Source organism: Microbacterium sp. Ld4, assembly GCF_045066555.1.
Classification (GTDB): domain Bacteria; phylum Actinomycetota; class Actinomycetes; order Actinomycetales; family Microbacteriaceae; genus Microbacterium.
The window spans coordinates 367,382-379,181 of record NZ_JBISHE010000013.1; the positions used below are offsets into that span (position 1 = coordinate 367,382).

Sequence of the window (11,800 nt, forward strand, 5' to 3'; positions counted from 1 at the left end):
GGGCGAGTCGCATCAGCGATCCGCCCCCTTGCTCGGTGCTCAGCGTGCGAGGAGGGTGGTCTGAATCTTCTCGGAGACGGCTTCGCGCAGCGGCCGCACGGCCTCGGCGTCCCAGGTCTCCGGGTTGGGGAAGGACCACTCCAGGACCTCACCGCGGGGCGTGGACGGCAGGGCGAGGCCGGGCTTCATCAGAATCACGACGTCCGCCTGATCGAGGTCGTCCGCGGTCACGGCACGGGGCACCCGGTCGGCGATGTCCATGCCTAGCTCAGCGACCGTGGCGGCCACGGCGGGGTTAACTTCGCCGGCGGGCGACAGTCCCGCCGACGTTGCGGTGAACCGGTCGCCGGCCAAGTGCTCCAGGAGCGCGGCGCCGAGCTGGGAGCGGCCGGCGTTGTGCTGGCAGATGAACAGGACGGTCGGAGTGGTGTCAGTCACGGGTTCTCTTTCTGGGAGGGGTTAGGTGGCGGCGAGCCGGGGCGCGAGTTCCGTGATGCGGCGCTCCAGCTCGTCGTAAGCGGAGTCGAAGGCGTCGTCGGTGCCGACGCGCACCGGGTCAGGGATTGACCAGTGCAGATGCGCGTTCACACCGAGTTCTTCGTGCGCGTTGTCGCACACGGTGACCACGAAATCCGAACCGGTCAGCACCGTCTCCAAAGCCCGAGGCGACTCGTCGGAAAGGTCGAGCGCGTGACGATCCGCCGTCGCGATCGCGCCGGGGTCGATCCGGTCTGCGGGGTGAGTGCCGCCGGACGCGGCAGGGATGCTGCTGCGGGTCGACCACAACGCTGCGGCCAACTGCGATCTGGCCGAGTTCGCCGTGCACACGAACACCACCCGGCTCGCCCGCTCTACTCGACCGGGAGTGAGGCCCTGCAACGCGGTATCGGTCAGGTGGACGTAGCTGCGTCGCTTGTCCGCTTCCGACCGCGACCGGGCCACCATGCCCGCCGCCTCCAAGACGTTCAGGTGGTGAGCAACGAGGTTTCCCGGCATGCCCAGAGCCGTCCGAATCTCCGACGGCGACAGGTCACCCAGCGTCAGGAGGTCCACGATCCGCAGGCGCGACGGGTCGCTCAACGCCGCGTGCCGAGCTGCGCGTGCCTCCAACGTGTCCATTCGTTCGATGTTCATTGATTCAATGTTGACTGATCTACCCTGTTCGGGTCAAGATGAGCCGACATGAAAACCACCACTCGCTCCTACCCGGCCGTGACGCGGCCGCACGTGCTGCGCCGTGCCGCTGCCGAGTTCGTCGGGACGGGGCTGCTCGTCACCGTCGTGGTCGGGTCGGGGATCGCCGCGCAGCGTCTCTCCCCAAATGATGTGGGGTTGCAGCTTCTCGAGAACAGCCTGACCACGGCGCTCGGCCTGACGGTGCTGATCCTCATGCTCGGCCCCGTGTCAGGAGCGCACTTCAACCCCGTGGTGTCGCTGGCCGACTGGTTGCTTGGCCGTCGCGCGGGGACCGGCCTGCTGCCGCGCGATCTCGCCCCGTACCTCGCCGCGCAGATTCTCGGCGGCATCGCCGGCACCCTCCTGGCAGGAGTGATGTTCGACACCGCGCCCGCGCTCTCCGGCAACGACCGTGCGACCGGCGGGCACCTGGTCGGGGAAGTGGTCGCCACCGCCGGGCTCGTGCTGCTGATCTTCGCGCTCGCCCGCACCGGGAAAGGCTCAGTGACCGCGGCAGCGGTCGGTGCCTACATCGGCGCCGCGTACTGGTTCACCAGCTCCACATCGTTCGCCAACCCCGCCGTGACCATCGCCCGCATGTTCACCGACACGTTCGCCGGCATCGCCCCCGCATCGGTGGTCCCGTTCATCCTTGCCCAGCTCGTCGGCGCGGCCCTTGGGCTCGCGCTGCTGCTCGTTTTCTACCCGACCGCCGCGCGCACCGCGGGCGACGTCGTGGTGCCCACGCAACCCGAAACCACGTCCTGAAAGGCACCCCCATGCACCTCGTAGCGATCGGCGGAAGCGACGCCGGCATCTCCACCGCCCTGCGCGCCCGCGAACTCGACCCCTCCGTCGACGTCACCGTCGTGGTCGCGGACGCCTACCCGAACTTCTCCATCTGCGGCATCCCCTACTACTTCTCCCGCGAAGTGCAGCCCTGGCAGTCCCTCGCCCACCGCACGCACGCCGACCTCGAAGCAACCGGCATGAACCTGCGCCTAGACACTCTCGCCACCAGCATCAACGTCGACGGCCGCACGCTCACCGTCCGCGACGCCGCCGGCACCGAATCGACGATCGCGTACGACGAGCTCATGGTCGGCACCGGAGCATCCCCGTCAACCGCCGGGATCGCTGGCCTCGACCAGCTCGGCCCCGATGACGGTGTCCACCTGCTGCACTCGATGGGCGACACCTTCGCCCTCGAGCGCTACCTCGACGAGCACCAGCCCAAAACCGCGATCATCGTCGGCGCCGGCTACGTCGGCCTCGAAATGGCCGAAGCCCTCACCGTCCGCGGCCTGCACGTCACCCAGCTCCAACGCGGCCCCGAAGTGCTCTCCACCCTCGACTCCGAACTGGGCTCCCTCGTCCGTGAGGAACTCACCCGCCACGGCGTCGACGTGCTTACCGGAACCCGCGTCGAAGCTGTCACCCGCGACGCGGGCCGCCTCACAGTGACCGGCATCCGCGACGGTGACACTTTCTCCCGCAGCGCCGACCTCGTGCTCGTGGTCGTGGGCGTGCGCCCCAACACCAGCCTGCTCACCGCCGCGGGCGCGGCCACGGGCGCCGGTGGTGCGGTCGTCGTCGACGAGCACATGCGCACCGGCCTGCCGAACGTGTGGGCCGCCGGAGACGGCGTGGTCACCCACCACCGCCTCCTCGGCGTCACCTACCTGCCCCTCGGCACCACGTCCCACAAGCAGGGCCGCGTCGCCGGAGAAAACGCCATCGGCGGCAACGCCCGCTTCGCCGGCAGCCTCGGCACACAGGTCGTGAAGGTCTTCGACGTCGTAGCCGCCCGCACCGGCCTCCGCAACCACGAAGCCGCCGCCGCCGACTACGCCCCCCACAGCTACACCGCCATCGCTGACGACCACAAGCGCTACTACCCCGGAGCCACCCCCATCAGCATCCGCATCACCGGAGACACCCGCGACGGCCGCCTCCTCGGTGCACAACTCGTCGGCACCCGCGGCGCCGAAATCTCCAAGCGTGTCGACACTTACGCCACCGCCCTGCACCACGGCATGACGGTGGCCGGAATGAGCGACCTCGACCTCTCCTACACGCCCCCGCTCGGCTCCCCGTGGGATGCCGTGCAGATGGCAACCCAGGCATGGGAGCGCGATGCGCGCTCGTTGACGGCCGCGATCTAGCCGCTACGACCCCTTCGCCGTACACGACGAGGGCCTGCACGTATGCGCGTGCAGGCCCTCCGGTCCGGTCAGACGCGCTGGCTGATCGTGCCGCTCGGGTTGCGGTTGGCGGTCGATTCGGTCACGAACCGGCCCGTCGACGCGGAGCGGTGCACGGTCGTCGAGTTGCTCGAGCCGGAGCCGACACGTTCGGTGGTGGTCTTTCCGGGCCAGCGGGCCGCAGCGGCCTTGGAGACGAAACGACCGGTGGATGCGGAGCGACGAACGGTTCCCATAGGAACTCCTTCACTGATTGGTGCCGGGTGCCGTGAGACGGAGCGCCGCTAGGCTGCGGCTGCCAACTCCGGTACAGTCAGTGCTCTGGATGAGACCTGACCTTCTCAGGGCTTGTGAGCCGTCCCGTTACCGCGGGGCGGCTCTTTTCAGTTGTTATCCCGACATCTCGGTATATGTCCGCCGGTGGTCACTTCCCCTCGCGGCCTCTCAACTTTCTTGGCTGAGCGTTGCTCGTCATGGATCGTGAGACGAGCGATTGAGCTTTGCTGGCGGGAACGGTTCGGCGTGCTGCCTTTGCGCTCTGGGTGCCGAAGGACGAGCGCTCGATCTTGCCCCGAAATTCACTGCTCATGCGGACTCCCGGTTCTCTCGTGCTTGCTGACGTGCTCGCGCGATCGCCGACTCCACCGCTTTCGCGGTCATGCCGAGCTTCTCGCCAATCTCGGCGTGCGTGAACCCATGCGTCACGCTCAGGTAGAACGCTGAGCGAACACGCTCATCCTTAATACTCCCGAATGCACGGCGTAGCTCGTCCTTGATGTGCGCTGCCTCGCTCGCATCGGGAGCTACCGGCGTCGACGGGCCCTCCTCGAAGTCGTCAGCCCAGGCGGCGGGCGGCGGGGTCTGCGGCTCCGCGTAAGAACGCAGTTCTTCTCGACGCCAGCGCTTGTAGACGTTGCTGAACTGCAACAGGCACTGGCCCACAAAGAATGTGCGCAAGGACGCCCCCTTGGCGGGATCCCACTTGCCCGGAACGAGCACCTTGTCTCGAAACGCGCTGAGGGCCAGGACAACCGTCTCATCCGCCAGGCTCTCGGCGTCTTCGACCATCGAGCCGGGGCGAGGCTCCGGCTCCAGCGCACCAAAACCCTTCCGCCTCACCTCGCCACGAATCTGCCCCTTGTAGATCCACCCGCGGATGACAGCCCACCCGTACTTCGCGATCTCGTTCGCGAACAGCTCGTAGTTGCGGCCACGGTATCCGCTGGCCTGGAGTGCGGCGGCGAGTTCGCGGTCTCCAGCGAGCCGCTCGAATCGTTCCTCAGCGCGGTCGCGGTCCGCGTCGGCCAGCCAGGCCTGATCGGTTGCCCACGCGCTGAGAGTAGGAACGCCATCGGAGGACGAATGCTCTTCGGGCTCGTCGTTACCGGTCATGGCGTTCCCTCGCGATCCTGGTCAGCTCATAGTCACCACAATCCCTCATATGTCCGACATCGCGAACTTCCCCTCGCCGTTTGCGAAAAAAGTTGAGCAACGTCATGGCTCCAGCGCCGCGGCCGAAAACGATCGTCTTCGGGTCTATCCCGCCGAGGCGCACTAGGTGTGCACCGGAAACGTAGTCCGAATCCTGGTTTCGGCGGGCGTTTTCGGTTGGCTCCGCGGAAGCATGTTGGAGCCTGGACGACCATACCCTAGGGGGGTATGGTATCTTTGGTATTGGCATCCAGTCGGCCGCCCGAACAGGGGCCGTGTTGAGGGGAGATTCAGATGGTGGACCGTATTGAGCTGGGCCTGACGGATAAGAACTCAGGGTGCGCGTGCTGTTCGACAGCTTCGAGCGCTGAGCCCGCGGTCGCCGCGAGCAGCGCGATCGCGCAGGACGTGTTGGTGTCGGGGATGACGTGTTCTCACTGCGTGTCGAGCGTCACGGAGGAACTGTCGGCCGTCGAGAGTGTGGACAGTGTCTCGGTGGATCTGGTTGCGGGCGGCGCGTCGCGCGTCACGATCCACAGTGCAACTCCGGTCGATTCCGAGATGGTGAAGGCAGCTATCGAAGAGGTCGGTTACACCGTCGCAAGCACGCCCGCCTGACCCGCCGGTTCTTTCGAGGGGAGCTCTCATGAGCCAGCACGATCACCACAATCACGCCTCCCACGGAGGCCACACCGACCACGACGGGCACACCGCCACGGCCGAGCATGGGCACACCGGGCACGCTCATCACGAGCAGGCACCCGCCGCGGGGAAGTCCGCACACGGGCACGCGGACCATGGCGGTCACGCTGGGCACGGGGATCACGTGGGGCAGTTCCGCCGACTGTTTTGGATCATGCTGATCCTGGCGGTGCCGGTCGCGGGCTTCTCAATGATGTTCGCGATGCTCATCGGCTACCCACTGCCAGATGCGGCCTGGGTGGGATGGGTTTCCCCGGTGCTGGGCACGGTGATGTACGTGTGGGGTGGCGCCCCGTTCCTGACGGGCGCGGTCAGTGAACTCCGCGCCCGTAAGCCCGGGATGATGCTGCTGATCGCGTTGGCGATTACCGTCGCGTTCCTCGCATCCTGGGGTGCCAGCCTCGGGCTGCTGCACCATGAGCTCGATTTCTGGTGGGAGCTCGCGCTGCTGATCGTGATCATGCTGCTCGGTCACTGGATCGAGATGCGCTCTCTGGCCCAGACAACCTCCGCACTCGATTCCCTCGCCGCCCTTCTGCCCGATGAGGCCGAGAAGGTGCAGGGTGATGAGGTTGTCACCGTCGCACCGTCTGACCTGGTCGTCGACGACGTCGTGGTGGTGCGTCCCGGCGGGCGGGTGCCCGCAGATGGGCGGATCGTGCAGGGCTCAGCCAGCATGGACGAGTCGATGATCACCGGCGAGTCCCGCCCGGTGCGGCGTAGTGAGGGCGACCAGGTCGTCGCCGGCACCGTCGCCACCGACTCCGGGGTTCGGGTGCAGATCACCGCCGTCGGGGACGACACCGCTCTCGCGGGGATCCAGAAGCTGGTGGCCGACGCGCAGAGCTCATCGTCGCGGGCGCAGCGGCTCGCGGATCGTGCCGCGGCGTGGCTGTTCTGGTTCGCGCTGGGGGCCGCGGTGATCACCGCGATCGTGTGGACGCTCGTGGGGTTGCCTGATGATGCGGTGGTCCGCACGATCACCGTTCTGGTGATCGCGTGTCCGCACGCGTTGGGCCTCGCAATCCCGCTGGTCGTGTCGATCGCGACCGAGCGCGCTGCCCGCGGTGGTGTGCTCGTGAAGGACCGTCTCGCGTTGGAGAGCATGCGCACCGTGAACACGGTCTTGTTCGATAAGACCGGCACCCTCACCAAGGGCGCCCCCGCGGTCACGGCTATCGAACCGTCCGGCGACGCATCCGAGGATGAGCTGTTGGCTCTGGCTGCTGGCGCGGAATCCGATTCGGAGCACCCTCTGGCCCGCGCGATCGTGAACGCCGCGAAAGACAAGCAGCTCACTGTCCCCGTCGCCACCGACTTCGAGTCCTCTCCTGCCGTGGGCGTCCGCGCCCGCGTGGATGGTCGCACCGTACACGTCGGTGGCCCTTACATGCTCGAGCAGGAGCACGCTGTAGAGCTGCCCGTCGCGGACGAGTGGCGCAGGGAGGGCGCGATCATCCTTCACGTCCTCCTCGATGGGAAGGTCGCCGGTGCGCTGCGCCTTGCAGACGAGATCCGCGCCGAGTCTCGCGCCGCAGTGACGGCGCTCCACGACCAGGACGTGCAGGTAGTGATGATCACCGGCGACGCGGACGCGGTTGCTGCGTCTGTTGCCGCGGACCTGGGCATTGACCGGTACTTCGCCGGGGTGCGGCCGGAGGACAAGGCGTCGAAGGTGAAGGAGCTGCAGGACGAGGGCCGGAAGGTCGCGATGGTCGGCGACGGTGTGAACGATGCGCCCGCTCTCGCCCAAGCCGACGTCGGTATCGCCATCGGCGCGGGCACCGATGTCGCGATCGCGTCGGCGGGGGTCATCCTCGCCAGCGACGACCCCCGTTCGGTGCTGTCGGTGATTGAGCTGTCACGAGCGAGCTACCGGAAGATGAAGCAGAACTTGTGGTGGGCGGCGGGATACAACCTGCTGTCCGTGCCGCTTGCCGCGGGCATCCTCGCGCCGATCGGGTTCGTGCTGCCGATGTCGATCGGGGCGATCCTGATGTCTCTGTCGACGATCGTTGTCGCGCTGAACGCGCAGCTTCTACGCCGACTGGACCTCACCCCCGACACGGTCAGCCGCCTGTAGCAGCCGCCAATAAAGAGGCGGACTACGTTGGACGGTAGGGAAGGAAGGAGGGGAGCATGTCGCTAATCACGCTCGCGGATGCCATGGGACGCACGCGCACGCTCACCCGCACCTTCCTCGTGACGATCGCGATCACTGCGGGGATCGTCGCGGGGCTGCTTGCGATGCACTCCCTGAACAGCCACGCCACCAGCACCGGTCACCTCGACACCGTTACGACTGCGCCTGCCGCCTCGCACCACGCTCAGGACGCCGCTCCGGTCGGGGAACCGGCGGCGGGGGAGTGCGATGACTGTGCCGGTGGGCACGACACCATGATGTGGTTGGCGTGCGTGCTCGCCCTGCTCGTGACCGTGCTGATCCTCGCCCGCATTACCGGGAATTGGCGGACCACCGACCCCGAACGCGGATCCCAGACCGTCTCGTCGTGGCCGGGTTGCCTCGCACCGGTGCCTCCACCCTCATTGATCGTTCTCTGCATTAGTCGCACCTGAGGATGCCGCTGCCTGCCCCCGCGCAGGCACGGCTCACCCTGCCCGCCGGGCGGGAACCTCGTTGACGACTTTTGGAGAACCTCATGAAGATCCGTACTGCGGCGACTGCCGCGCTCGCCCTGACCACCGCCCTTATCCTCGCCGGGTGCTCCGACACCGGGAACGCCGGGGGTGGCATGTCTGGGATGGACCACGGCGGCTCCAGCAGCAGCGCCGCCCCCTCCGCTGACGCGTCTGCGAACGCGAGCGACGCGGACATCATGTTCGCGACGATGATGATCCCGCACCACCAGCAGGCCATCGAGATGTCCGACGTGTTGCTGAGCAAGGACGACATCGACCCACGGGTTGTTGACCTCGCCGATGGCATCAAAGCCGCCCAGCAGCCCGAAATCGACACGCTCAACGGCTGGCTGCAGGAGTGGGGCGCCGACACCTCCGGCACGGACATGGATGGCATGGATCACGGCGGAGGGATGATGAGCGAAGAGGACATGCAAGCCCTCGACGCGGCGACCGGCACCGAGGCGGCCAAGCTGTTCCTGGAGCAGATGATCGAGCACCACAACGGTGCAATCGAGATGGCTCAGGAAGAAGTCAGCAACGGGCAGAACCCGAACGCGACCGCCCTCGCGCAGAAGATCGTCGACGACCAGACCGCCGAGATCGCTGCGATGGAGGACATCCTCGCCAGCCTGTGACCGGCAGGAGTGGGACGGCGCCCGCGCCGTCCCACTCCTCGATTCCCGCTGCGCAAGGTCAACACCATGACACACCTCCCTCTTCACTCCGCCCTGCCCTCATCCCGCACGCTCACCCGTTGCCGTTCCCTCGCCGCCGTCACCGCGATTGCGGTCGGAGCTCTCACCCTCGCCGGATGCGCCTCATCCGAACCGGAAGTGACATCACCAGAGCCTGTAGCCACCACCCACGTGCACAGCATCGTGCCTGCCCCGGACGGAAACGGGTTCCTCATCGGCACCCACGAAGGCATCTACACCGCCACCGAGGACGGCCAGCTCGGTGACCCGGTCGCCGGCCCCGTGTTCGATGCGATGGGTCTGACCTCGATCGACGGCACCCTGATCGCCTCCGGTCACCCCGGGCCCGACACTCCTCCCGAACTCGGCGCCCCGCACCTGGGCATCATCCGCAGCACCGACACCGCGCAGTCCTGGCAACCCGTCGCCTACATCGGCGAGAAGGACTTCCACGTCCTCGCCGCCGGCCCTAGCGGCACCCTGTACGGCATCACGACCGACAACCCCGATATCCTCACCAGCACCGACCAGGGCCAGACATGGGCACCCACCGGCAGCGCCCTGCCGGCGTTCAACCTGACCGTCGACGCAGATGAACGCCTCATCGCATCCACTCCCGACGGACTACAGGTGAGCCTCGACGGCGGGGGCCGCTTCGTCCCGTGGGACGGTGCCCCACTCATCGCACTTCTCAACACGTCCCCCGACCGGCAACGCATTGTCGGGATTGGCAGCGGCAACACCCTCTGGGTCGCGCAGGCAGGATCACAGGCGTGGGAGCAAGTGGGCGTTGCCCCAGCCACCCCGCAGGCCGTTGCGATTACCGACACTGGCGACATCCTTATCGCCGGGGAATCGGGGCTCACCGCGCTACCCGTCTCCAAGCAGTTGACTTCACCGAACTGACCGACCATGACGGACATCCAGAGCGTCACTGACGACGTCCCATGCGGTTGCGGCCCCACTGCGGAAGAGGCCCGCACGCTACGTGGGGGAATCACTCGGAGGTGCGCGCTCAGCGCCGGCGCGATCGGGGTCTTCCTCGCCGCGACCGGAGCCAGCCTCGCTCCGTCAGCATTCGCCGCGGAATACCCCACCTGGGATGACGTCGAAAAGGCTCGGAACAACGAGGCCGCGAAGGGCGCCGAAGTCACCCGAATTCAAGGGCTGATCCGATCACTCGAGCAGGACGTGGACACGAAGCAAGCCGAAGCCGACCGGCTCGGCCAAGAACATGTCCTCGCTCTGGAGGCTTACGAGGACGCCGTCGCGCGCGCCGAGTCCCTCCAGCAACAGGCCGACGCCGAGTCGGCCCGGGCCGACGCTGCCGCGGCCAAGCTTGGTGCCCTCGCGGCTGAGCAATACCGCTCAGGGAACACCGATCCGACCCTGGACCTGTTCTTTTCCGGCTCCGCCGGTTCCGCAGAGGATCTGCTGTCCCGGTTGGGGACGATGGACCGTCTCGTCGACGCGAACCGGGAGGTCTACGCCGACGCTGCTGGCGCCCGCGACAGCGCACGCCACCTCAGCGATCAAGCTCAGGTAGCTCGCGACGAACGTAACCGCCGGGAGGCGGAAGCCGAACAGAAGATGCAGACGGCGCAAGCAGCGGCGCAGGCAGCCCTGGCCGCGCTAGCTAGTCAGAACGAGTACCGTGACGTGCTCGACGCTCAACTCGCAGCCCTTCAAGACACAACATCCCGCACGATCAGCCAGTACCAGGCCGGTGTGGAAGTTCGACGCAGGGAGCGCGAGGCGCGCATCCGCCGAGCGCGGGAAGCAGCGGCTGCCCGCGCTCGCGAAGAAGAACGACGCCGCCGCGAGGAAGAACGGCGCCGACAAGCCCCAAACAACGTCGGAGCCGGAGGCGAAAGCTCCAGTAGCGGGGGCGGCGGCGGGAAGGTCCAGTCCTCCGGGTGGGTTCGACCGGCGCACGGATGGATCAGCTCGTGGTTCGGAACTCGCGGCAGCATCTGCCGCAACGGCTACTGCACCCGCGCCGGCCACCGGGGGATTGACTTCGCGAGCAACTGCGGATCCCCGATCTACGCCGCGTACCCCGGCACCGTCATCTTTGCTGGATACAGCGGCGCATGGGGCAACTACATCAAGATCCAGCACGCAGACGGCACGGTCACTGGGTACGCGCACATCATCAACGGTGGCTACAACGTCAACTACGGGCAACGAGTGCGCGCCGGTCAAGTTATTGCGTACATCGGCAGCACCGGCGCCTCCAGCGGCTGCCACCTCCACTTCGAGGTATACGTCGGCGGCGTCCGGGTTGACCCTGCCCCCTTCCTCCGAGCACGAGGGGTCGCAGTTTGAACCACCCCACGCCCGGACTGCCCGCGGGCACAACCGTCCGCCGCTCGGAGGCAGCACCTGGCGAAGAGCGAACATCTGCCCTGGAGCATGCGTTGAAACTGCGTGCCTTCGATGGCCGGATGACCGTTCCGGAGAGGGCAGCCCATATTGCTGTGTACCTTGAGCTGGCGCGAGAGCTTGATACACGCGACGCGCAGTCCGAGGGTGTCTCGCCTGACCTGTGCGCGTGGGACGCTACGGTCATTCAGGCCGCCGACGCCTGCAGGGAAGTTGCGGTGATGCTCGGCCAGGCCACCGTCGAGCTGGCCGCGGTACGGAATACGGTGCGGCGGTGCCTGCCCGCGATCTCGTCGTGTGGCGACATCTGCGGACCACACAAGGAGGCAACTGCTTCCTGCGCACGGCGAGTGGACATCGCCAGCCGAGGGGCGAAGGCTTGCGCGGACCTCATTTCATCCATCTGAGCAGCCTTCTGCTGCGGTCGCACCGATAACGATCGTTTGCGGCGCGGTGAGTGAAGGCACACCAGATCGAATGCCAGAAACGTGCGCCGTAAGCGGGTTTCGGTAGGCGTATTCGGTGGGGTGTGAGCCGGATGTACTTACACCCAGGCCCCAGAGA

13 protein-coding genes are annotated in these 11,800 nt (G+C 67.0%); 9 read left to right on the forward strand and 4 right to left on the reverse strand.

Features of this window, described 5'->3' with window-relative positions:
- Nucleotides 1–39: 39 nt before the first annotated feature.
- Both ACJJV7_RS12445 and ACJJV7_RS12450 read right to left on the reverse strand, forming a co-directional pair.
- On the reverse strand, nucleotides 40–438 hold the full coding sequence (locus tag ACJJV7_RS12445; RefSeq protein WP_405374286.1) for a low molecular weight phosphatase family protein: 399 nt from the start codon (nucleotides 436–438) through the stop codon (nucleotides 40–42).
- Nucleotides 439–459: 21 nt separating this feature from the next.
- Nucleotides 460–1,134, reverse strand: coding sequence for a helix-turn-helix domain-containing protein (locus ACJJV7_RS12450; protein ID WP_405374284.1), 675 nt, complete (start codon nucleotides 1,132–1,134; stop codon nucleotides 460–462).
- A gap of 48 nt (nucleotides 1,135–1,182) precedes the next feature.
- Here ACJJV7_RS12450 and ACJJV7_RS12455 point away from each other — a divergent pair, with 48 nt between their 5' ends.
- Nucleotides 1,183–1,944 carry an aquaporin gene (locus ACJJV7_RS12455; RefSeq protein ID WP_405374282.1) on the forward strand — a complete coding sequence of 254 codons (762 nt, stop codon included), beginning with the start codon at nucleotides 1,183–1,185 and terminating at the stop codon, nucleotides 1,942–1,944.
- An 11-nt stretch (nucleotides 1,945–1,955) separates the two neighbouring features.
- Nucleotides 1,956–3,341: an FAD-dependent oxidoreductase gene (locus tag ACJJV7_RS12460; RefSeq protein ID WP_405374281.1), complete on the forward strand. Its 1,386-nt coding sequence runs from the start codon at nucleotides 1,956–1,958 to the stop codon at nucleotides 3,339–3,341.
- Between the two features lie 68 nt (nucleotides 3,342–3,409).
- Here ACJJV7_RS12460 and ACJJV7_RS12465 read toward each other — a convergent pair whose 3' ends face one another.
- Both ACJJV7_RS12465 and ACJJV7_RS12470 read right to left on the reverse strand, forming a co-directional pair.
- Complete coding sequence (locus ACJJV7_RS12465; protein ID WP_405374279.1) at nucleotides 3,410–3,616, reverse strand: ABC transporter ATP-binding protein; 207 nt, start codon at nucleotides 3,614–3,616, stop codon at nucleotides 3,410–3,412.
- 349 nt (nucleotides 3,617–3,965) lie between these two features.
- Entirely contained in the window at nucleotides 3,966–4,772 is an 807-nt protein-coding gene (locus tag ACJJV7_RS12470; protein WP_405374277.1) for an RNA polymerase sigma factor, read from the reverse strand.
- A gap of 333 nt (nucleotides 4,773–5,105) precedes the next feature.
- Between ACJJV7_RS12470 and ACJJV7_RS12475 the strand changes: the two genes are divergently transcribed.
- The 7 genes from ACJJV7_RS12475 to ACJJV7_RS12505 all read left to right on the forward strand — a co-directional run bounded on the left by ACJJV7_RS12475 (nucleotide 5,106) and on the right by ACJJV7_RS12505 (nucleotide 11,643).
- Nucleotides 5,106–5,429 carry a heavy-metal-associated domain-containing protein gene (locus ACJJV7_RS12475; protein ID WP_405374276.1) on the forward strand — a complete coding sequence of 108 codons (324 nt, stop codon included), beginning with the start codon at nucleotides 5,106–5,108 and terminating at the stop codon, nucleotides 5,427–5,429.
- A gap of 28 nt (nucleotides 5,430–5,457) precedes the next feature.
- Nucleotides 5,458–7,596, forward strand: coding sequence for a heavy metal translocating P-type ATPase (locus ACJJV7_RS12480; RefSeq protein ID WP_405374274.1), 2,139 nt, complete (start codon nucleotides 5,458–5,460; stop codon nucleotides 7,594–7,596).
- A gap of 56 nt (nucleotides 7,597–7,652) precedes the next feature.
- Nucleotides 7,653–8,090 (forward strand): DUF6153 family protein, encoded by a 438-nt coding sequence (locus ACJJV7_RS12485; protein ID WP_405374272.1) that lies wholly within the window; start codon nucleotides 7,653–7,655, stop codon nucleotides 8,088–8,090.
- Nucleotides 8,091–8,173: 83 nt separating this feature from the next.
- The gene (locus ACJJV7_RS12490; protein ID WP_405374935.1) at nucleotides 8,174–8,791 is read left to right on the forward strand and encodes a DUF305 domain-containing protein; all 618 of its coding nucleotides are present in this window, start codon (nucleotides 8,174–8,176) and stop codon (nucleotides 8,789–8,791) included.
- 231 nt (nucleotides 8,792–9,022) lie between these two features.
- Nucleotides 9,023–9,757 (forward strand): hypothetical protein, encoded by a 735-nt coding sequence (locus tag ACJJV7_RS12495; protein ID WP_405374270.1) that lies wholly within the window; start codon nucleotides 9,023–9,025, stop codon nucleotides 9,755–9,757.
- Between the two features lie 6 nt (nucleotides 9,758–9,763).
- Nucleotides 9,764–11,179 carry a M23 family metallopeptidase gene (locus ACJJV7_RS12500; protein WP_405374268.1) on the forward strand — a complete coding sequence of 472 codons (1,416 nt, stop codon included), beginning with the start codon at nucleotides 9,764–9,766 and terminating at the stop codon, nucleotides 11,177–11,179.
- A gap of 119 nt (nucleotides 11,180–11,298) precedes the next feature.
- Nucleotides 11,299–11,643 (forward strand): hypothetical protein, encoded by a 345-nt coding sequence (locus ACJJV7_RS12505; protein WP_405374266.1) that lies wholly within the window; start codon nucleotides 11,299–11,301, stop codon nucleotides 11,641–11,643.
- Nucleotides 11,644–11,800: the final 157 nt, after the last annotated feature.